Genomic DNA, 22,825 nt, shown 5'->3' on the forward strand with positions numbered 1-22,825 from the left:
CGGATTATGCCGCATAGAATACGCGTAAGGAGTTGGTTATGAGTGAAAATGCAAGATTAAAATTTTATTGTGATGAGCATAGATGTATTTCATGTGATGGTTGTTCAGTAGCTTGTGCGGAAGCGCATGAGTTACCGGCTAGCATCAACAGAAGAAAAGTAATTACCATGAATGAGGGTATTCTTGGACTAGAATACTCTTTGTCTATTGCTTGTATGCACTGTACAGATGCTCCATGTGAGCAAGTTTGTCCTACTGATTGTTTCTATATCAGAGAGGACGGTATCGTTTTACACGACAAAGAAAAATGTATCGGTTGTGCTTATTGTCTGTATGCATGTCCTTTTGGTGCCCCTCAGTTCCCGCTGGATGGTGCTTTTGGAACAAAAGGTGTGATGGATAAATGTACTATGTGTGCCGGTGGTCCAGAGGAAACGAATTCTCATAAAGAGAGAGAACTATACGGACAAAATAGAATCGCAGAGGGTAAAGTACCGGTTTGTGCTGCTATGTGTTCTACTAAAGCATTACTAGTTGGTGATTCACAAGAAATTTCTTCTATATACAGAGAAAGAGTATTGTCAATCGGCCATGGTGCCAAAACACAACCTTATGGATGGTCAACAGCATATGGTTCTAAAATATAGGACATTATTATGAAAAGTAAATATATCATAATCGCTCTTATCGCACTTTCTTCGCTAGCCTTTGGTGCTAGTGAAAGTGTTGTATGGAGCGACAATCTAATTGATAATATCCTTGGTTACGATAAAAAAGGTTCATTACATTTAGGACAATATTTTACTATTTTACAAAGTACATATTTTAAACCACTGTTTTTAGGTGTTTTATTTGGAGTACCTGCAGTGTTTGTTTTACACTATCTGGTGATTGGTCCAATGATCTTTTCTCATGACAGAAAGAAGATCTATGTATTTACTTTGTTTCACAGAATCGTTCATGCCATAGCAGGTATATCATTTATCTTAATTATTCCTACAGGTCTGATTATGATGTTTGGCAGTACTTTTGGCGGTGGAGAATTTGTAAAAGTATGTAAAGAGATTCATGCAATCTCAACACTTCTTTTTATAGTAAGTGTTATACCTATGTTTTTTATGTGGCTAAGATGGATGTTCCTTCATTGGGATGACATTAAATGGTTAATGATCGTAGGCGGTTATCTCAATAAAAATAAGAAACCTGTTCCTGCAGGTAGATTCAATGCGGGACAGAAAACTTGGTATTGGCTAGCCACTCTCGGTGGATTTGTTATGATTGGTACGGGTGCAGCTATGTATTTTCAAGATTTTAGACTTGATATATTAGATGCATACCAGATCTCTCAAATTGATTTTTTAAGAGCAAGTGCTATTGTTCATAATGCTTTGGGATTGGCTGTTGTAGCTCTTTTCTTTGTTCATATCTACATGGCAGTATTTGCGATTAAAGGTGCTATCCACAGTATGATAGATGGTCACAAGGAAGAAGAGGAAGTCGAGATTCTTCATAGCTCTTATTACAGAGAGCTAAAAGAAAAAGGCAAAGTCTAACAGGCTAATTAGTTCATTCCTCCATTTTGGCGGAGTGTTCTTTTTTAAAAGAGTTTAAATATGCAAAATTTGCATAATTGAGAGGGACAAAATGTCTAATAGCAAATATTTAAAGACTATCATCATTGACAGAGTTAACGGTGATGAAATCACAGAAGCAGAAGATGTTACGATTGAAGAAGCAAGACTGAACGTTTATCTCAATGGCGAAAAAATCATATCTATGATGTGTATACCCAAAGATCAAAAGGCTCATGCGATTGGCTTTTTAATGAGTGAAAATGTAATCACTGATATAAGTGATGTTGAGTCCATTGAAGTAAGTGAAGACGGTTTAAGAGTTGATATCAAAGCAGCAGTTGATACAGACTCACTACAAAACCTATATAAAGAAAAAACACTTGTCAGCGGTTGTGGCGGAGGGATTACCGGTAATGTTGCCGGAAGTCTTGAGATTCCGTTTAACCAGACCAGTTTTGTGATTAGCCCTGAGCTCATCAGCGATGAAGTAAAAAAGTTCTACGCTGACAGCGAACTATATAAACTGACAGGTTGTGTTCATAAAGCAATGCTGTTTCTAGAAGATAAAAGTGTTGTAACCGCCGAAGATATCGGTAGACACAATGCAATAGATAAAGCGGTAGGCAAATGTAAGATAGATGGACTTGACACTACAAAAGCAGTTTTATTTGTAAGTGGAAGGCTAAGCTCTGAGATGGTTGTAAAAGCTGTTATGCATAGAATCCCTATAGTGGTATCTAGAACTGCTCCTACATACCTTGGAGTACAAACAGCCAATAAACACGGAATAACTCTTATAGGCTTTGCTAGAGGTAGAAAAATGAACATATATACTCATAGTGGAAGAGTTCATGGATAACACAGCCCAAATTTTAAAGCGCTATCTAAATGATGATGGAAAGATCAACTGTCTAGATGCTTTTAAATTGGCTAGAGAGCTAAATATAGAACCAAAAGAAATAGCTGAGCTTACCAAAAAATACGGTATCAAAATCGACAACTGTGAGCTTGGTGTTTTTGGCAGTAAAAATTTTGCAGATGCAAGAGATGATATATATGAAAAGTTATCTTCAAAAGCTGATGCTCAAAAGAAGCTCGAATGTAGTGCCGCCTGGGAGGTAGCTCAAGAATTTTCTTTGAAAAAGGTTGGTTCTACTACTAAAAAAAGTGATATCGAAGTTATATATTGTCAACTTGGATGTTTTAGAACAAGGATTCATCATGGTAGTAAAAGTTAAGACCTGGATAGAAGATGACAATGAGCATCTAATCTTTGGCGGGGGTAAAACTCAGATCTTAGAACTCATAGATGAGACAGGTTCTATCTCTGAAGCATCTAAGAAAGTCGGTATGAACTATAAAAAAGCCTGGACTCATATCAAGATACTTCAAGAGTATATTGAAGATGATCTGGTAGTAGTAAAAAAAGGAAGAGATTCCGGCGGAACTGTCCTAACACCCAAAGCTAAAGAACTTATAGACAAATATAAGCTCTTAGAAAAAGAAGTAAGAGATTTCTCGACTAAAAAATTTGAAGAGATTTTCATGGCAGACGGAGATATTATTCATTGTACGAAGGAGAGCCAAGATGTATAAATTAAACTACTTGAATTATCCTGAGACAAATGATGTCTCAGTATCAAATGCTTTGAGTATCGAAGCTTTAAACAGCAATACAGAGTTTGAAAGTTTAAGTAAAAACTTAACATCAAGATTTAACTTTTCTTGTCTGCACAGTTTCTCTTTTTCAAAAGAAGGTTTTTTGGGTTTGATGCTAGAATTAAAATCAGACATTGCTGTAAGCCTCGGTGAGAGTGAGGCTGTAGTCCAAGCCGCACGGCTTTATGAGTCATTAGGTTTTGGTGTGACATATATAAACCTTATGCCTGATGGAACAATTGATTACAAAGCAATTAACTCTCTAAAAGTTGAATATCTGTTTATATCACCATACATCATTGATACTTTTGTGAAGATTGATTTAAAAAAGGTTAAAGAACTTTTTAGCGGAACTGTTGTCTCAAATATATCAGCAATGTTTGATGCTTCTGATTGCGATGTTGCCTATTTTGATGTTTACAAACTAAGCGGTTATTTTACGCACTCTATCTTGCTTCATAATGGACTCTTTGAAGAGCAGAATCTTGCAGGCATAGATACGGTAAGTTTAAAACTTATCTCAGAAGCCCTTAATAAAGATATAGAACTCATCACTTGTAAAGATGAGTTTATCAAGGTTTTAGCAGAGACTTTAAAAGATGACCTCATCTTCTTTGTAGATGCAAAAGCGACACTTGATAATGTTGTTCATTTTGGACTCAAAGGCATCAAGGCGAGAGAAGTAATCAGGAACCTAAGTCTGGAAAATATATTTGTAACAAATGGAGAAGGATGTTCTTTGGGCCTTTCACGCCCCTCTAGAATAATTCAAGTTATGGGTTATACGGAGTTGCAAAGCAGACAAGCCCTGTCTTTGTCTTTTTGCAGAAATTTAAGCAGTGATGAGATTTTCTATGTGGTATCAAAAATAGGAAAATCATACAGACAGATAAAGGCTTTATCATGAATAAGTATTTAGATTTTAAAGATGCAGTATCTTTGTCACTAGACATTGCAGAGATTACTAGCATCCAAGAGATAGTTCATATAGAAGATTCTATTGGGAGAGTTTTAGCACAAGATATCTTCTGTCGTAAGAACCTGCCCTCTTTTAACAACTCTGCTATGGATGGTTTTGCTATAAAAGCCGTAGATGCAGGAAAGAGACTTAGAGTTGTAAAAACGATTCTGGCTGGTAAGAATTCTGATGAGTGTTTGGGAGATAACGAGTGCTATAAGATAATGACAGGAGCTAAAGTTCCTCTAGATGCAGATACTATCATCCCCATAGAAGATGTTTTGGACTATGAAAATGATGAAGTTACTATCAAAGAAGATGTCAGGAAGAATTCTTGTTTAAGATTCAAAGGTGAAGAAAAAGCCTTGAAAGACATCTTGTTTAACAAGGGCGCGGTTGTTACATCTGCAATGGTTGCAATATTGGCCTCTCAAGGTATGACTATGCTCTCACTGTATAAAAAGCTTAATATCGCTGTTGTATCTACAGGAAATGAGTTAAAAGAACCATGGGAGAGTGCAAGTGAAGATGAGATTTACAACTGTAACTCTTATGCAATTATCTCACTTTTAAAAGAGAAAGGTTTTGAAGCTACTTATACAGGTGTTGTACCTGACTCTTTAGAGAAGTCTATAGCATTTGTAAAGACTCTTGAAAGCTACGATGTCATCATCACTACGGGCGGCATCTCTATGGGAGATGCAGACTTTATGGCAGAAGCCTTTCAAAGTAATGGTTTAAATATAGCCTTTCACGGCGTAAACATAAAACCTGGTCGTCCAATCATGATGGGAAAAATGGAAAAGACCTTTGTAATGTGTCTGCCTGGCAATCCTTTGACAGCAATGGTAAATATGCATCTTTTTGCACTTCCTGTTCTACATAAGATGCAAGGCTCAAAAGCTATACATCACGATATAGACATTGCTAACAACATTCAGAGTTTTAAGACAAAAGCAGGTCGTGTAAATGTAGTGCTTGGATTTTACAAAAATGGAAAATACAGAGTAACCAAAGAAAATAAATATGGCTCAGGAATGATTACAGTTTTGCATGATAGCAACTGTATTCTTGTAACAGATGAAGCAACAGACTTTATCTCAGAGCAAGAAAGCGTTAAGGTAATTAAATTTAATTGTCTTTATACGCAAGATCAAGTCAATCTGTTTAATTAAGAGGGAAAGAAGATGAATAAAAAAATATTGCTAAGTCTGGGATTCAGTGTCATATTGGCTTCTAGCATCTTGGCAAAAGAGAAAATTACTGTATTTCATGCAGGTAGTCTTGCAGTTCCATTTGCAGATATAGAAAAAGCATTTGAAGCTAAATATCCTCAGTATGATGTACAAAGAGAAGCTAGCGGAAGCAGAGCGGCGGCTCGAAAGATCTCTGAAATCGGTAAGGCTGCCGATGTAATGGCAAGTGCTGATTATAATGTAATAAATAACCTGCTTATTCCAAATCATGCAAAATTCAATGCACAATTTGCAACCAACGAGATGGCTATTGCCTATACGTCAAAAGCAAAGTATGCAAATGAAATCAATTCACAAAACTGGACTGAAATCTTTTTAAGAGAGGGTGTTAAAATTGGTCACTCAAATCCAAATATGGATCCTTGCGGATATAGATCGGTCTTAGTTACAAAACTTGCAGAAAAGTACTATAAAACTCCCGGTTTTTATGACAAACTGCTTGGATACGGTGAGTCATATAAAGTTGGTGAAGAAAACAGAGACAAAATAATTGTTCGACCAAAAGAGACAGACTTGCTCGGGCTCATCGAAGCTAATGCTTATGATTATCTCTATATCTATAAATCAGTTGCGCAGCAGCATGGTCTGAATTACATCACTCTGCCAAAGCAGATATCTCTCAAAGACAATGAGTTTAAGGACTTCTATAAAACTGTATCATTTCAAATTAGCGGAAAAAAACCTGGTCAGTTCATTACTAAAAAAGGTGGAGCAATGGTTTACGGTATCACGGTTGCACAAAATAAAAAATCACCCGCAAACAAAGAAGGTGCAATTAAGTTTGTAAACTTTGTACTCTCATACGAAGGTCAGGATATCATGATTAAAAATGGTCAGGGAGTCATCTCTCCAGCAAATATTTCAGGGGATGCTTCCATAATAGGAAAGTAAAATAAAATGGATTACTTAAAAATACAAAACCTATCATGTAATACAGGTGATTTTTTACTTCACAACATAAACCTCGATATACAGAACAATGAGTATTTTGTTCTTCTTGGTCAAAGTGGAAGTGGAAAAACTATGTTACTAGAGACGATTGCCGGACTAAATCCATGCAGTGGAAATATAATCTATAAAGGTGATGATATCTCTTTAGTGCCAACAGAGAAGAGAGATATAGGTTTTGTATATCAGGACTTTGCACTGTTTCCGAATCTGAATGTAGAAGAGAATATAAGATTTTCATCTAAATATAAAGAGATAGAAGATGCAGATGAGCTGTTTAAAGATATTGTAGACTTTTTAAAGCTTGATAATCTCCTAGAGCGTGAAACTAATGACTTAAGCGGTGGAGAGAAGCAACGTGTAGCTATAGCCAGAGCTATATTCTCAAGACCTAAGATTCTACTTTTGGATGAGCCTTTAAGTGCAATCGACCCGACTTTTAGAAATGCGATTATGAAGAGCTTAAAAGACATTCACAGAAGATATGACGTTATCACTATTCATGTAACGCATAACTTTAGAGAAGCCTCTTACCTAGCCGATAAAATCGCGATTATTATGGATGGCGAGATAAAGCAGGTAGGCGCGGCAAAAGATGTTTTAAACCAGCCTGCAAATATAGAAGTAGCGAAGTTCTTGGGTTTTAAGAATATCTTTCCGGCAACGATGCTTGGATATGAATCCTCTTCAAAAGTCTACTCAGTAGATCCAAATGTTATCAAGGTGGCTAAAAATGGCGAGCTTAAAACTGATTACGTCTTTGAGGGAGTTGTTGATGAGTGTATGGGAATAGTTGATCACTACAAACTTTTTGTAAAAGTTAATCAATATCAGTTCTTTATAAAAATATTAAAAAGAGACTATGAAGGCTGTTATGCAGACAGAAAGAAGATAATCCAAATAGGGTTTGATAAAAAAGACATCAGTTTTATATAAATAAAAAATAATTAAAGGAAAATAATATGAATAAAAAATTAACTAAAGTCAGCCTCTTAACGAGTGCTTTACTAATATCCACAAGTCTATATGCAGAAGATAGTCTGTCTAAGCATACATTGAAAACAAACTATCAGGAAGTTTACAATGAGAAACCTGAGACTGTTGAGAGCTTTACAGAGATGTTTACAGAGGGTAAGTTTTATGGACGTCTACGTTCTAATACTTTTTACTATGCTTGGGAAAAAGAGACAGCAAGTCAAAACACTCATATAGCAAGTGGTCTCGGTGGATCAGCAGTCTATAAAAGTGCTACTCTGTCTAACTTTGATTTTACAGCGGGCCTATACTATTCACAAGCATTCTTTGATGATAATAAAGATCCTGTCAACCGTTTAAAACCCGCTAAAGACATTCTTAGCAGATTTGACTACACAAATACCGGGAACAAGTCCATGGCAGTTCTAGGTCAAGCTTATATTAGTTACAAGGGTATACCTAAAACCGAGCTGCTTGCAGGTCGTCAAATAGTTGAGACTTTCTATACAAAATCAAATGATACAAAGATGATTCCAAATACATTTGACGGTGTAGTAATTGCAACAAAAGCAGTTCCAAATACTGCTATCAAGCTGGGATACTTGGCAGAGCAAAAACTTCGTGACCATACACAGTCACACTCTACTCTTATGTATGGAGACATCAACTCATCTTCATCGACTAATCCTGCGTGGAGTGAAAATGATGATACAGCGATGCACAAAGGGCTTACGTATACTAATCTTAAAGCTGCCGGTGTGAGCACAGATGCACCGCTAATAGTAGGTGATCTACACAATAAGTCAATTGAGAATTTAAAACTTGACGCTTCATTTTACGCGGTACCTGAACTTGTATCTGAGATAATGGCAGAAGCAAACTACAAAATTAATATGGGTAGTTTTTCTTTATCACCAGGTGTGCGTTATATAAAACAGTTTGACAACGGTGCAGGTAAGATTGGTGGAGCAGCATATAAAGGAACACTAGCCGGACTAACTGGAGAAAGCGGTGGATATAAAAATGCCGATTCACTTGACTCTCAGATGCTCGCAGCACGCTTGGTGGCAAAGTTTGATGTTTATAAACTAAATCTTGGGTATTCACAAGTCTTTGATGAAGCTGATTTAATCACTCCATGGCGAGGATTTCCGACAGCGGGTTACACTCGTTCAATGGCTCGTTATAACTGGATGGCAAATACCAAAAGTTACCGCATTGAGCTAGTGCGTAATGCAAATAAAAAAGGTGTATACACTGATATGTTTATACAGATGTCAATCCTTCATACAGATGCAGATGAATCTAAGGGCTATTTTGATGAAAACTATTATTATATAGGGTTTGTACAGAATATTCCTGCTTTAGTTGATCTGCAATGGCGTCTAAGACTTGGTTATAACGATACAGACAAAGTAGATGCAGACAGCCTAGACGGACGTTTTGAACTTAACTACCTGTTTTAATATATAGAAAAAAAGAGTAAAAAGGAAATACAATGAAAGCGATAAACAAAAGCAATCTATTTAATATGACATTAATAGTCTTAGCACTTATCATTGTATTTTTTCTCAGCGTACCTATAATAAAAATATTTATCGGTGTAGGAAGTGAAAAACTGCTTGAGACGATAAAAGACGGTGAAGCGATTGATTCCATAATCCTTACTATGAAAGTATCTGCTTGGGCAATGCTTTTTGTACTTTTTACAGGTTTACCGCTTGCTTATGTAATAGCCAGATATGATTTTTATGGAAAAAGCTTAATCGAATCGCTAATTGATATTCCTGTAATGATACCTCATACTGCTGCAGGTATCGCTCTTCTTACAACTTTTGGGGATACTCATATAGGCGAGTTTTTTAAACTATTCGGCATAGAGTTTATAGGCACAGAGTACGGAATCATGATTGCTATGATGTTCTTATCAGCTCCGTTTTTAATAAACAGTGCAAAAGACGGCTTTAGAAAAGTGGATGTGAAACTTGAAAAAACAGCACGAACATTGGGAGCTTCTCCTACAAGTGTATTTTTTAGAATTACAATACCAAACGCAAAAAAAGACATAATAAACGGTGCTCTAATGATGTGGAGCAGAGGTCTTGGAGAGTTTGGTGCTATAGTGATTTTAGTTTATCATCCTATGACTACACCAGTTCTTATATTTGATAGGTTCAATAGTTTCGGGTTAAGCTACAGTGCTCCATTAGCAGCGGTAATCATAGGTTTCAGTATGTTGGTATTTTTAATAGTTAGGTTTATTACAAATCGTTTGTAGTTAAGAATCTCTTTTTAACTCATGAATTATTTCCATCTGACGTTTAGCAATATACTGTTTCAAGATGCCTTTATTTATTGCATCTAAGTGGCATAAGACAACAACTTTAAAACCATTTTTTATTTTTTCAATCTTCTTAATTGTTGCTTCTGTTGCAAATGTTGTTGTAATCTCATTTACTGGAAGCATAACTTCTATAGAAACAAAATTTCCTTCATCAAAACTTTTTTTGCGTTTTAGACTAAATGCAATATACTGCTCATTAATATCAATTACAGTACCTTCCTCTTCATATTGATCTGTTATTACTCGTATATTAACATCTTCTTCCGCATCTACACGAAACATCTCACGTTTTAAAGGCGTATGCTTATTCATTCTGAACCTGTGAAGAGTTACCGTATTGTTTTTGTTATTAACACTGTACACAGATGTTTTAACAATGCCAAACAAAGGAAAAGTAAGATATACAGTTTTGTTTTGCCCCGTAGCGCAAAACTCTTTATTAGACAGTTGAATTGTCACACTATCTTTATTTAAAAAGATTATCTTATTCTCAGCCGTAATAGCCAATCCTTTATAATAGATTGTTGTTTTTATTTTCTTTAGATTTTTTAATCTATCGCTAAAACGTTCTTGATCCGGTAAAGCTTCATACAGTTTAATATCTTCAAAATCTGTTCCTACCGTACCGTTTTGAGTGGAGTTTAATTCGTCTATAAGATTACTAGCTCTTAATTGAACACTGCTTAGTGTTTCACCAAGATCAAAAGCAGTAATAGCAATAGTTTTTCTATCAGGTTTTTTACTTAACTCTATGTGAAGTGCACTACACCAATTATAACTCTCCTGCTCAGATTCATACGGCATAATTATGCCAAACCTGCTTCCTTCAAGACGAGCAATTATCATATTATTATCAGCTTTTAATTGTATATCATTTGCTACATCAACTATTGTTTTGTCACCCGCTTTTATTCCACGCTTGTGATTAATCTCTTTTAAATAAGGTATGTCTACCATAACTAAAGCCAGCTTTGTTTTGTCTACCAATGCTTTTCGTTGAGCTTCACCTAGTAAATGGACAAATTTAACATAATTATAAAGCCCGGTCAGACTATCATGTTCAAGCTTATCTCTTAAGCTCGCTTCATCTGCCACATATGAAGAGATGCTGTTAAAACTAACAATATACTTTGCCGGTTCACTATCAGGAAGTGTGGTAACTTGTCCACTATAGGTAATGACATCTGCCATTTTATTATTAAATATTTCTGCAGTAAAAGGTTTACCTGATTCATAAACACTCTTTAACCACTCATCTGCATTCTCTAAGTCAAACTCTACAGATGAAGAGCTTTGCACATTTTTCATAAAACTGAATGTAGAAGAAAAATTCTTGTTAAACTCTTTAATATCACTTGCACCTATTGCTTCTAAAAATGGTTGATTGGCTAGAATTATGTGTCCACTTTGAACTATAATTATTTTTGTATTTATAAAATTTATGATTTTTAAAATTTGAGAAAACTTTTTTTGTTGAACTTTTGCTCTTTGTTCTGCTTGTTGTTTTTTCTCATAGTAAGTCGTAAAAATAGCAAGTACACCAGAGAGATTTGCATCAAAGAGAACTGCAATCTCATCCATAACTTCACTAGCATTATCTTCTATAAGTTTTTCTCTAAAAAGATATGCCACTAATGTTCTGCGAAGTCCCATACATATGTCAAAAACATCTTTTGGGGTAATATTTTTCTCTAACAAAAAGTTTACTAGTTTGCTCATTATTGGACAATTGCCGGCTTCTTTTTCCTCGCGTACTACAGCAATAAAATACTCTATAATAGGTATGCCATATCCATCTCTGAATTTTACAGCACCAATTTTATAGTCCTTGAAAACATTTTTAACCGTAGGGATTTCAATCCACTCCGAACCTATATCTTCACGGTTTTTTTCAAGTGAGTCAATTATACTTAAAAGATGAGGGGCCAACGCTTGTGATTTGGGCATTGCTGCTCCTGATATAATTTTAATTATTATATCACAATTTTTAGAGAAGGTTTAAACCTCAAGAAGAGGTTTAAACAAAAGATTAAAGTCTTGCGTAGTTAACACTCAAACAAGCTTCTAAAGAAGCAAGTTCTCTAAGAGTAGTTTCATTAACTGCATTATCAACTAAAATAACAGCTAAAGCTTCGGCATCTTTATTTCTAGCAAGGGAGAAGTCAGAAATATTTACATTGTTTTTCGCAAGTGTTGAGCCTATGCTTCCGATAACACCTGGTACATCATTATTTTTAAATAGAATCATATCGCCTTTAAGAGCTACTTCTATGTCAAATCCGTCGATAGCAACGATACGCTTAACGCCATCATCAAAGATTGTCGCACTTATAGAAGTCGTACCTTCTGCCGTCGTAAGTTTTACAGTAATCAGGTTCTTAAATACTGCAGAATCATTAAGAGCTTCTGACTCAATTTTAATACCTTTTTCTTTTGCTACAAATTCAGCATTTACATAGTTAATCGTATCACTTGAGTTTTGACTCATAGCACCGACTGCTACAAAAGTAGATAAAGATTCAACATACTGAGATATCTCACCTTGACCACTAACTTTAATAGCAATAATTTGAGATTTATTTATCTGAGATGCCAAGAAACCGATTTTTTGTCCCATTTCTAAGAACGGTTTTACAAATGATGGTATCTTACTCTCATCAATCGGCAGGTTCATTGCATGTGCGAATGAAATACCTTTAACTGCTTCAATAGCATTTTGTGCTGCTTGAGTACCGATATTGTACTGAGATTCAAAAGTATTGGCACCCAAGTGAGGAGATACACATATATTATCAAGATCAAGAAGAGGATGGTCAGTTGCAGGCTCTTTGTTAAATACATCAATTCCAGCAAAACGAATTTTTTCAGACTTAAGACCGTTATAAAGCGCTTCTTCATTATAAAGACCGCCTCTAGCACAGTTAATTAAAACTACACCGTCTTTCATCTGAGCTATTTCAGCTTCATCAATCATATTGAATGTCTCTTTATTTTTAGGCGTGTGAATAGTAATAATGTCACAAGCTAAAATATCAGAAAAGTCTTTTGTATAAGTCATATCTAGATCAGTTACTTTAGATGGATGAATATAAGGGTCATATGCAACAATATCCATCTCAAAAGATTTAGCACGCTTAGCTACACGAGAACCGATATTACCAAAGCCGATAACACCCAGCTTTTTACCTTTCATCTCATACCCGTACCACTTCTCTCTTTTCCATATTCTTTGGTTTTTAAGATGGTCATGAGAGTAAGGAAACATTCTCATACACGAAAGCATATGAGCCATTGTAAGTTCAACTGCTGCTATTGTATTTGCCGTAGGAACATTCATAACTATGATTCCTTCTTTCGAACAACCTTCAATATCAACATTATCCACACCTACACCGGCACGAACAATTGCTTTCATGTTTTTAGCATTTTCTATAAATTTAGCATCAACATCTGTCGAACTTCTAGTAATAGCTACATCAGCTTGTGGAATAATCTCTTCAACAAGTTTAGTTTTATCCTCGTCTGCTGCCATTATAAAATTAATACTTTCATCATTACGAAGCATTTCTAAACCGGCTTCATGTATATGGTCACAAACTACAATTGTATGTTTTTTCATTATGCATCCTCTTTATACAGCTCTACTTTGGCTGAAATTTGATAATTTTTCAATACTCTGACTAGAGAGTTTAATTTTTCAATATTTTTTGAATAGATAAGCAGTTCTACACTGCTTTTATCTCTTTTGAGATAATATCTTAATTTATGTTGTTTTAACTCTTCTTTTAAACAGAAAAGTTGATAAGGGTCTAAAAGAGAGGCGGATAGTTTATAAATAGTATTACTAATTATTTGTTCTTCTAAATCAATCTCTACAAAAGCTTCACTAACAGGATAAAAATATCCCAGTCTCTGTGTTTTAGAAAAATGATTTAACCAGACTTCTTTAGGTTTTTGTTGTACCACTTCACTCTTATGTTCAAGCGGCTCAACATAATCTTGTTCGTATGAAGGATTAATCGAGATTAAAAAAAAGACAATAAAAATGGCAACTCCAAGCGCTAAGACCGGAGTAAACCACTTTAATACTTTTTGCATCTTATTGGAATTTGTCTTTTATCAAATCACCTAACGAGTTTGATGAAGTGTCATTGATCTCTTCTAGTAGCGCTTGATTTTTAATATAGTCTAATTTTTTAACAGATAAACGGATACGATCTCTACGAGTATCAATTACAGCTATAGCAGCTTCAATCTCTTGACCTGGTTCTAACTCTTCTTTTACCAATGGAGCAAGATCTTCATCACGGATAAGTGCGTCAACACCATCTTCTAAAGATACGAATACACCGAAATCTTTGATGTCACGGATAGTTCCTGTTACTACAGTATTTACCTTGTGGCTTGTAGCAAATTTATCTATAGGAGACTCTAAAAGAGTTTTGCGGTTTAAAGATATTTTTTGATCTTCGGCATTGATTTTTGCTATTTTAACTTCAACTTCTTCACCTGATTTTAAAACATCTTTACATTTAACATTTTTATCCCAAGAGATATCTTGATTATGTAATAAACCTTCAACTGAACCGACACGAACAAACGCACCAAAATCAGTAAGAGATGTAACTGTACCTGTTACTACATCACCCTCTTTATAATTTTTAACAAACTCATCAAATGGTTTTGGTAAAAGCCTTTTTAATGAAACACGAAGTTTATGAGTTTTTGAATTGATTTCTATAACTTCAACATCTATTTCTTGACCTACAGTTAAGTAGTCATTAGGATTTTTAACATTTTTGTCCCAAGTGATTTCTGAGATATGTAAGAAACCTTCTATATCATTTCCAAGGTCAACAAATACACCGTAAGCTTCAATATTTGAAACAGTTACCGTGATTGTATCACCTTCATCCAATTCACTTTCAACTTCTGCCCATGGGTCTGGTTGAACAGCCTTTATAGATAATGAAAGATGTCTTTTATCTTTATCATAAGAGATAGCTTTAACAGTTACAACATCACCCTCTTTGTAAAGTTTTGACGGGTTAACCGGACCTTTATAGCTGATTTCGTTATAGTGTACTAAACCATCAACACCACCAACATCTACAAACATACCGTAGCTAGTGATTTTCTTGATAGTACCTTCAACAATAACATCATCTTCCATAAGTTTGTCAATGATTTCTTTCTTTTTCTTTCTTTCTTCGTTAAACAATTTACGACGAGAAACTACGATTGAGTTCTCTGCAGCATCAACCTTAACAACTTGAGCTTTGATTTTACGACCTACTACATCGTCTCCATCTTTAAAAGCAGCTAGTGAACGAGGCATAAAGAAAGCAACATCATCTGCTTCTACCACATATCCACCACGATTTTTCTTAGTGATAACACCTTCGATAATTACTTCTTCAAAATCTTCTTTGTGTGCATCAATAAAGTCAATAGTCTTTTGTTGCTCTAAAACTTTTTTGTAAGAGATCTTAGGACGCTCATTGTAGTATCCCATAACCATTACTTTAATTTTATCGCCGGCATTAAACATCAATTCACCGTCTTCACCACGGATCTCATCAAGGTTGATAATACCTTCTAGCTTATCGCCAACACCAACTAATGCTCTGTTCTCGTCTGCTTGAATCTCAACAATCTCACCCTCTACGATGCGACTTGATTCCTGCTGCTTTTCTGTTGCAGCAAACATTTCTGCAAAATTTTCTTCTTCTTCAAATGATTCGTTATCGAACGCCATTACCTATCCTCTGTTACATAAAAATTGCGTGATTGTATCTAAATATTGATTATTTTACCATTAATTTGAGAGTAGATATGAAAAAATGCCAATAAAAAAATTATTTATTAACATTCTTTTGTATAGAATCGACTACATTTTGAATAATCCAGTCAGGAGTAGAAGCTCCGGCGCTTATGCCGCAGAATTTTTTACCTTTAAACCAATCATAGTTTAAATCATTTTCATCTTCTATATGATAACTGTTTTGACAATAATCATCTGAAATGCTAAATAATTGCTTGGTATTCGATGAGTTTTTTCCGCCGATAATAATCATCACATCAGCTTTTTTAGAAATCTTTCTTACAGCTTCTTGATTTTCAAAAGTAGCATTACATATAGTGTTAAAAACTCTGACTTCTTTGTGTCTGGGTATAAGATAATTAGCTACTTTCATATAATCTTCGACTTTTCTTGTTGTTTGAGCAACAAGAGCAACCCTGTCTTTAAGTTTTAGATCCTCTAAATCTTCAGGAGAAGTAACAACCGTTGCTCCATAAGTAGCGTAACTTTTAACACCTTTTATTTCAGGATGTGCTTCATCTCCGAAAATAACTATGTCATAACCTGCTTCACTCATCTCTTGACAAATTTGCTGTGGTTTAGTTACATAAGGACACGTAGCATCTACCACATCAACACTATTGTCTTTTAGCTCTTGTAACTCACCTTTAGGGATTCCGTGAGTTCTTACTATAGCTTTTTCACCTGATTTAAAACTTTTATGGTCGTCTGTGAGACCTACTTTATAGTCTTTTTCTAAACGCTCTATCTCTTTAGAATTATGGATTAAAGGACCGTAAGTAGCAGAGTCTTTATTCTCTTCTGCTATTTTAATGGCTCTTTTAACTCCAAAACAAAATCCATAATTCTCAGCAAGCTCTATATGCATTATATTTGTCTCCTTTACCAAAGAAGTGAATTCTTTGATAAATTCCTCTCACTCAAGCTACGCCTATTGGCGAGAGGCTGTTTTATTTATTTTTATAATTTGCCAAGTAAATACCTTACTTAAACTCTATCTTTGTAATTTTTTGCAGTAATTCAAAAAAGTTTGGAAATGATGTGTTTATACAGTCTAAGTCAGTTACATTCATACCACATCTGAGACCTGCTATTATAAAACTCATAGCTATTCTGTGGTCACCGTCACTGTCAACCGTAGCGCATTTTAATTCGCCGCCCATTACTCTGTATCCATCTTTATACTCATGAACTTCTATACCTGCCGCACGAAGTCCTTCTACAACTGTAGAAATTCTGTCACTCTCTTTTACGCGAAGTTCCTCGGCATTTTTAACAATTGACTCACCTGTCGCACATGCAAAAGCAATTGAAAGGGCCGGAAGTTCATCTATAAGCCAAGAGATATTATCTTCTACGGTAATGCCGTGAAGTGGAGCATACTTAACATGAATATCTCCGATGGGCTCATATCTGTTGTCCGTCATCTCATAGCTGATATCTGCACCCATTCTTTCTAATGCTTTAAATGCTTCTATTCTAGTCGGATTAAGTGTTACACCTTCTAAAACAATGTCAGAATCAGGTGTAATAGCCGCCGCCACGGCAAAGAAAAATGCACTGGACGGGTCAGCAGGTACTCTTATGCTAAGAGGTGATAGAAGCTCTTTCATAGGTTTGATCGTTGTTTTGAGCCCATCAACTACTATATCTGCACCCATTCCTTTTAGCATTCTCTCTGTATGGTCACGGGAGAGTTCTGGTTCAGTGTATGAACATACGCCATCAGCTCTTAGGGCTGCTAAAAGCATACAAGATTTGACCTGTGCAGATGCTATCTTGCTCTCATAATCAAATGCTTTAAGAGAAGCTCCACGGATGCTAAGCGGTGCCAAGTTTGAATCTTCTCTTCCGTCAATCACCGCACCTATCTCACGAAGAGGATTTGTCACACGTTTCATCGGACGTTTGCGAAGGTACTTATCACCTGTTAAGACAAAGTGACCCTCAGCCGAACTAAGCAGTCCGCAGAAGAGTCTTATGCCTGTTCCTGAGTTACCGCAGTCAAGAATCTCAAACGGCTCTTTTATACCATCGGAAGAAATTCTGATAGTCTCTCCGTCATCTTCAACTGTGGCACCGAGATTTTTTACAATCTCCAATGAATTTAGCGTGTCTTCAGCTCTTAAAAAGTTTTTAATTTCACTGGTACCTGAGCCAAGCATAGCAAACATAGCACTACGGTGCGAGATAGATTTATCCGGAGCTATTTCTTTTAGTTTCAAAGAAAATTTATCTGCTTTGCTTACTTCTACCCTGCTCATCTCAGACCAATTCCCAGTTCATTTTTAAGTGCTTCTAAAATAGCATCCATTGATGAAGTGATATCCTCTTCTTCAAGAGTTTTTTCATTTGACTGAAGCATAAAACGAATAGACAGACTCATATTTTCACCTAGCGTTTCATCACTGTATTTATCAACCGGATAAAATCTTATGAGTTCATCAGTTGCGGATGCCTGTATTACGTTTTTAACTGTTTCATAACTCATATCTTTTGGCATGATGACACTTAAATCTCTAAAAGAAGCCTGATATTTTGATGATTTTTTTGCTGTTTTCAGTCCATATGGAAGCTTTACAAAATCAAGTTCACAAACAAATGTTGCTTCAAGGTTATAACTCTCTTCTACATTTGGATGCACGCGGAACAACTCTCCTATAACTTCACCGTTTTGTAGCAGCTCAGCACTTTGATAATTATGAGAAAGTAAATGTGAAGTCTCATATTGACGAAGTTCAAACTCACCTATGATATCAGAAATCTTCTGCGTAAATAGTGCAAAATCAACTTTATGCGGTTTACCGGCATTTGAAAGATTTTCTTTTTGAGCATCTCCGCTGAATAGAAAAGCCATCTTCAAAGATTCTTCTCGTAAAGGACTAAATACAGAACCGACTTCAAAAAGTTTAACTGAAGCAATTCCGTTTTTAACATTTTGAGATGCAGCTTTTAAAAGACCAGTCAGTAAAGTCGGTCTTAAAGTGTCAAGCGTATTCACAATCGGGTTTAAAAGCTCTAAATCTTCATTAATTGTTTCAAATCCATACTCAACAAGAACCTTTTTTTCATCAAATACAAAGGCTACGTTTTCAAAAAAGCCGCTTTGTGCCGCTTTATGTCTGTATATGCTTCTTTTTTTATATGCAAAATAATCATCTTGTAACTTAGATTCTTCCGCAAAAATAAAAGGTTTTGATGAAATATTATCTATTCCCACAAGACGAACAATCTCTTCGACAATATCTTGTCTATTAGTTATGTCGTGACGGAACCTAGGTACGGAAATTACAAAGTTTTCCGAAGATGATTTAGTAGTTCCAAAACCTAGATTTCTTAAGATCTTGGTTATTTTGACTTTATCTATCTCTGCACCGATAATCTCATCAATCTCTTTTTTAGTAACACTTACTATTTTATCTTCATAAGAGTCACAAAGCTCTATAGTACCGCCAAAAACAGATGAGTTAGAGTTTGACTCTATAAGGTTCAAACAGAAATCAAGTCCTTGATTTAACTCAGGCTCACTTCCTCTTGATGTTCTGTAATACATCGGTCCTGCTTCCATTTTAGACTCTTGCATTTTCTTAGAGATAATATCCGGTGGAATGTAACTGGCTTCAATAAGTACGGTTCCTTCATCATAAGTCACTTTAGAAGCTTCTTCTTGAATGATTCCTACAGTTGAAGCTTTTTCATGAGACATAATAGAAGCATATCCGTTATCATCTTTTTTAAGTTCAACTTTTGCCATAGTCTCATTTTCTGCGCAGAAGAAACCATAATTATAAGCTCTTAATATTACACCGCTGCTATGAGTTACATAAAGCATTAAAGCCTCTATATCAGTCTCTCTGGTGTCTTCTATTTGAGCAAGTCTAAGCTTTACTATAAACGGAAGTTGTAAATCTTTTAAATCAACCGCTCTGTAGCGCAAATTGACATCTAAATGATTTTCGTGAGAAAGACTCAGTATTCGTCCTATTCCGACTCTTCTGTCTTCATCTTCATTGATGTTTGTCTCTTTTAAAGGTCTATCGTATGCGGCACTTAGGTCTCTTGCAACACCTCTGATACTTAAACAATCTCCACGGTTTGCAGTCAGTTCTATCTCTATTAAATCATCGCTAAATGCATCTAATGTATAAACTTCTTGACCAAGCTCGTATTTTCCGATGCTGCTGTCTAGTTCTATAATACCCTTTTGACAATCTTCAAGACCAATCTCACTTGCAGAACAAATCATGCCTTCAGACTCGACACCACGAAGTTTTACAGGTTTTATAACTACACCGCTTGGCATCACGGCACCGATTGTTGCAACTACTACATCCAAGCCTTCTCTAACATTTGAAGCACCGCAAACAATCTGACGAATACTTGTTCCGATATCTACTTTACAAACGTTCAACTTATCTGCATCAGGATGTTTTTCGCACTCTAAAACTTTACCTACAATTATTTTTTTAGGAATCTCATAACTATGTGTACGGTCGACTTCCAAACCTATTGCATTAAATGTTTTTGCTAAGTCCTCTGTAGAGATTCCGCTTAGGTCAATCCACTCATTTAACCAACTTCTTGTAACTATCATTGAAACTGCTCCAGCAACTTAATATCTCCCTCGAACAGTGAACGAAGATCTCCAATATGATGAATTAACATCGCAAATCTCTCAACTCCTAAACCAAAAGCATATCCGCTGACATCTTTATAATTGACTGCCTCAAAAACATTTGGATCTACAATTCCGCATCCTAAAACTTCCAGCCAGCCAGTTTTAGAACATACTCTACAGCCTTCACCTTTACAAAACACACAAGATATATCTACTTCTGCCGACGGTTCAGTAAACGGGAAAAAAGATGGACGGAAACGTACATCTACATCACCAAACATATACTTTAAAAAATCTTCTAATATATACTTCAAGTTTGCAAAAGAAACCGTTCCTTCATCATCGACTAAAAGTCCTTCAACCTGATGAAACATCGGAGTATGAGTAAGGTCATAGTCACGGCGAAATACAGCACCAGGAGCTATCATGCGAATAGGAGGCTTATGGCTCATCATAGTTCTAATCTGAACCGGGGACGTATGTGTTCTTAAAAGCATTTCATCTTTAAAGTAAAAAGTATCCTGCATATCTCTTGCAGGATGGTATTTAGGCAGATTTAGCGCTTCAAAATTGTTAAAATCATCTTCTACCATATCACCTGTTTTAACGGCAAAGTTCATTGAAGAAAAATACTCGACAATTCTGTCCATTGTCTCCATTACAGGATGCAGGGCACCGGCTTCAGAACTTGTGCTGAACATAGACACATCTATGGCTTCAGCTTTCATTGCCTCTTTTAATTCTTGTGTCTGCAAAATTACTTTTCTTGCAGTCATCTCATTCATAAGTGAATTTTTGTGAGTATTTAAATCTTTGGCAATCTTTGATTTTTCTTCATCAGGCGCTGTCTTCATCTTCGCAAATTCTGCTGCAAGAACACCTTTTTTTCCAAACACACAAATGCGAATCTCTTCGAGACTTTCAACACTCTGCGCTTCTTTTATTTTGTTATACCACTCTTTCAATAGAGTCTCCATAATTACAGGGCTTCACCCTCTTAAATTTTAAAATAGATTATAGTCAAATATAATTTATATATAGCTTCATTTATCAATTTATGTGTTATAATTTACCCATTAACCACAATACAAAAGGAAAAAAAATGTGTTTATTTTGTAAAATCGTAAACAAAGAGATACCCTCAAATATTATTCTAGAAGATGATAATTTTATTGCATTTCATGATATCAATCCAAAGGCTCCGGTCCATATATTAGCAATACCAAAAGTGCATATTGATAGTTTTAATGAAGTCAGCAGTGATATGATGGCAAATATGACAGAGTTTATTCAAAAGATAGCACAGGAAGTAAAAATAGAAAATAGCGGCTATAGAGTAATCACAAATATCGGAGACAACGGCGGTCAGGAAGTTAAACATTTACACTTTCACGTACTTGGCGGTGCAAAACTGAAATGGGGGCACTTCAGTGATGCTGATCCTCAAGGTCATTTTTAAAAATGCATAAATATATACTGATTGTCGCATGTGTTGTTTCTACCTTAGCAGCACAGAGCGCTCAGGATTTTAAAAACCAACAGATGCAAGGCTTTAACAAAGAAAAAAAGCAGTTTGGCATCTATAAAAAGAGTCAGGAAGAAGAGTTTGACACCTACCTGAAAGAACAAGATAAAGCTTATAAAGCCTACAAAAAAGAGCTTGGTGTTTTTTGGGATGAACCGAAAACATCAACTAAAAAAGAGTGGGTATCTTATACAAAAGACAAAAAAACCAGAACTAATGTTGATTTTTCAAAAGAGACAATCACTATAGAGACTATAGCTTCATCTCCGCAAGAAGCAAAACGAAAACTTCAAACAGCACTTGCAAAAGCTGTTACCGTAGATACAAAGACTGTTCAAGAGACAGACCCTCTGGAACAAAAACTTGCAAAAATCAAAAAACCGCAAGGTGTAATCGATGATAATGTTGAACCGGAACCAATCCTGTCTACCATAGTTTTTAAAGATAAACCGACAAAAGAGAGTGTAAAAGCATATGTTGACAAGTATGTATCATTAGAAAATATAAAAGCAGAAGATTCTACAAAAGTAAAACACAAAAAAATCTATTCACTAAACGTTGCCCTGCCAAAAGACACTATGATTAAAAGATCCAAGATTTACTATAACGAAGTAAAAAAGAATGCTGAGAAACAACGACTTCCAATGGCACTTGTATTTGCGGTAATGCACACTGAGAGTAGTTTTAATCCAAGAGCAAGGTCTCATATCCCGGCTTATGGATTAATGCAGATAGTTCCAAGAACAGCCGGAATGGACACATATATGTATCTATACAAAAAGAAAAAGCTGGTTTCTGGTAATTATCTATACAACAGTGCCAACAACATAAAGATGGGAACTGCTTATCTGCATATACTCTATTACAAGTATCTAAAAGATGTTAAAAATTTAGACAGCAGACTCTACTGCACGATAGCGGCATATAATACCGGAGCCGGGAATATTGCATGGGCTTTTACTAGAAATTACAATATGAAAAATGCAGCCCCTATGATAAATACAAAATCACCCAAAGAGGTGTACAACAAGCTACTGAGAGATTTAAGATATGATGAACCCAAACATTATTTGACAAAAGTTTCTAAAAGAATGGGTGCATACTATAGACTTTATGGAAGTTAATCGAAGAATATGTTCCAAAG

21 protein-coding genes are annotated in these 22,825 nt (G+C 35.5%); 13 read left to right on the forward strand and 8 right to left on the reverse strand.

Going from position 1 to position 22,825, the window contains the following annotated elements; all coding sequences use genetic code 11:
• Positions 1–38: 38 nt before the first annotated feature.
• The 11 genes from fdh3B to ABYK18_RS08920 all read left to right on the forward strand — a co-directional run bounded on the left by fdh3B (position 39) and on the right by ABYK18_RS08920 (position 9,648).
• On the forward strand, positions 39–647 hold the full coding sequence (fdh3B, locus tag ABYK18_RS08870) for a formate dehydrogenase FDH3 subunit beta (protein ID WP_373036312.1): 609 nt from the start codon (positions 39–41) through the stop codon (positions 645–647).
• Between the two features lie 9 nt (positions 648–656).
• Positions 657–1,553: a formate dehydrogenase subunit gamma gene (locus ABYK18_RS08875; protein WP_373036313.1), complete on the forward strand. Its 897-nt coding sequence runs from the start codon at positions 657–659 to the stop codon at positions 1,551–1,553.
• A gap of 91 nt (positions 1,554–1,644) precedes the next feature.
• Positions 1,645–2,433: a formate dehydrogenase accessory sulfurtransferase FdhD gene (fdhD, locus tag ABYK18_RS08880; RefSeq protein WP_373036314.1), complete on the forward strand. Its 789-nt coding sequence runs from the start codon at positions 1,645–1,647 to the stop codon at positions 2,431–2,433.
• Entirely contained in the window at positions 2,426–2,812 is a 387-nt protein-coding gene (locus ABYK18_RS08885; RefSeq protein ID WP_373036315.1) for a ModE family transcriptional regulator, read from the forward strand. Before fdhD ends, ABYK18_RS08885 begins: the two co-directional genes overlap by 8 nt.
• Positions 2,796–3,170: a winged helix-turn-helix domain-containing protein gene (locus ABYK18_RS08890; protein ID WP_373036316.1), complete on the forward strand. Its 375-nt coding sequence runs from the start codon at positions 2,796–2,798 to the stop codon at positions 3,168–3,170. Before ABYK18_RS08885 ends, ABYK18_RS08890 begins: the two co-directional genes overlap by 17 nt.
• The gene (locus ABYK18_RS08895; protein ID WP_373036317.1) at positions 3,163–4,140 is read left to right on the forward strand and encodes a cysteine desulfurase; all 978 of its coding nucleotides are present in this window, start codon (positions 3,163–3,165) and stop codon (positions 4,138–4,140) included. The genes ABYK18_RS08890 and ABYK18_RS08895 overlap by 8 nt, the downstream gene beginning before the upstream one ends.
• Positions 4,137–5,366 carry a molybdopterin molybdotransferase MoeA gene (locus ABYK18_RS08900; protein WP_373036318.1) on the forward strand — a complete coding sequence of 410 codons (1,230 nt, stop codon included), beginning with the start codon at positions 4,137–4,139 and terminating at the stop codon, positions 5,364–5,366. Before ABYK18_RS08895 ends, ABYK18_RS08900 begins: the two co-directional genes overlap by 4 nt.
• A gap of 12 nt (positions 5,367–5,378) precedes the next feature.
• Complete coding sequence (wtpA, locus tag ABYK18_RS08905) at positions 5,379–6,338, forward strand: tungstate ABC transporter substrate-binding protein WtpA (protein WP_373036319.1); 960 nt, start codon at positions 5,379–5,381, stop codon at positions 6,336–6,338.
• Between the two features lie 6 nt (positions 6,339–6,344).
• Positions 6,345–7,331 (forward strand): ABC transporter ATP-binding protein, encoded by a 987-nt coding sequence (locus ABYK18_RS08910; protein ID WP_373036320.1) that lies wholly within the window; start codon positions 6,345–6,347, stop codon positions 7,329–7,331.
• 26 nt (positions 7,332–7,357) lie between these two features.
• The gene (locus ABYK18_RS08915) at positions 7,358–8,836 is read left to right on the forward strand and encodes an OprD family outer membrane porin (protein ID WP_373036321.1); all 1,479 of its coding nucleotides are present in this window, start codon (positions 7,358–7,360) and stop codon (positions 8,834–8,836) included.
• 32 nt (positions 8,837–8,868) lie between these two features.
• On the forward strand, positions 8,869–9,648 hold the full coding sequence (locus ABYK18_RS08920; protein WP_373036322.1) for an ABC transporter permease: 780 nt from the start codon (positions 8,869–8,871) through the stop codon (positions 9,646–9,648).
• On the opposite strand, the gene ABYK18_RS08925 is transcribed toward ABYK18_RS08920, so the two are convergent.
• The 8 genes from ABYK18_RS08925 to pheS form a co-directional block, all read right to left on the reverse strand.
• Complete coding sequence (locus tag ABYK18_RS08925) at positions 9,649–11,661, reverse strand: GGDEF domain-containing protein (RefSeq protein WP_373036323.1); 2,013 nt, start codon at positions 11,659–11,661, stop codon at positions 9,649–9,651.
• Between the two features lie 82 nt (positions 11,662–11,743).
• Entirely contained in the window at positions 11,744–13,333 is a 1,590-nt protein-coding gene (gene serA, locus ABYK18_RS08930) for a phosphoglycerate dehydrogenase (RefSeq protein ID WP_373036324.1), read from the reverse strand.
• Positions 13,333–13,812 (reverse strand): hypothetical protein, encoded by a 480-nt coding sequence (locus ABYK18_RS08935; protein ID WP_373036325.1) that lies wholly within the window; start codon positions 13,810–13,812, stop codon positions 13,333–13,335. Before ABYK18_RS08935 ends, serA begins: the two co-directional genes overlap by 1 nt.
• Position 13,813: 1 nt before the next feature.
• Positions 13,814–15,472, reverse strand: a complete 1,659-nt coding sequence (locus ABYK18_RS08940) for a 30S ribosomal protein S1 (protein ID WP_373036326.1) — start codon at positions 15,470–15,472, stop codon at positions 13,814–13,816.
• 100 nt (positions 15,473–15,572) lie between these two features.
• A complete protein-coding gene (locus ABYK18_RS08945) occupies positions 15,573–16,406 on the reverse strand; it encodes a 4-hydroxy-3-methylbut-2-enyl diphosphate reductase (protein WP_373036327.1) in 834 nt (277 codons plus the stop codon).
• Positions 16,407–16,521: 115 nt separating this feature from the next.
• The gene (gene aroA, locus ABYK18_RS08950) at positions 16,522–17,802 is read right to left on the reverse strand and encodes a 3-phosphoshikimate 1-carboxyvinyltransferase (RefSeq protein ID WP_373036328.1); all 1,281 of its coding nucleotides are present in this window, start codon (positions 17,800–17,802) and stop codon (positions 16,522–16,524) included.
• Positions 17,799–20,132: a phenylalanine--tRNA ligase subunit beta gene (pheT, locus tag ABYK18_RS08955; protein WP_373036329.1), complete on the reverse strand. Its 2,334-nt coding sequence runs from the start codon at positions 20,130–20,132 to the stop codon at positions 17,799–17,801. The genes aroA and pheT overlap by 4 nt, the downstream gene beginning before the upstream one ends.
• Complete coding sequence (gene pheS, locus ABYK18_RS08960; protein ID WP_373036330.1) at positions 20,129–21,133, reverse strand: phenylalanine--tRNA ligase subunit alpha; 1,005 nt, start codon at positions 21,131–21,133, stop codon at positions 20,129–20,131. The genes pheT and pheS overlap by 4 nt, the downstream gene beginning before the upstream one ends.
• 125 nt (positions 21,134–21,258) lie before the next feature.
• Between pheS and ABYK18_RS08965 the strand changes: the two genes are divergently transcribed.
• Together ABYK18_RS08965 and ABYK18_RS08970 are read left to right on the forward strand one after the other, a co-directional pair.
• Positions 21,259–21,615, forward strand: a complete 357-nt coding sequence (locus ABYK18_RS08965) for a histidine triad nucleotide-binding protein (protein WP_373036331.1) — start codon at positions 21,259–21,261, stop codon at positions 21,613–21,615.
• Between the two features lie 2 nt (positions 21,616–21,617).
• Positions 21,618–22,805, forward strand: coding sequence for a murein transglycosylase domain-containing protein (locus ABYK18_RS08970; RefSeq protein ID WP_373036332.1), 1,188 nt, complete (start codon positions 21,618–21,620; stop codon positions 22,803–22,805).
• The last annotated feature ends 20 nt before the right edge of the window (positions 22,806–22,825 follow it).

The organism is Sulfurimonas sp. (genome assembly GCF_041563495.1).
Classification (GTDB): domain Bacteria; phylum Campylobacterota; class Campylobacteria; order Campylobacterales; family Sulfurimonadaceae; genus Sulfurimonas.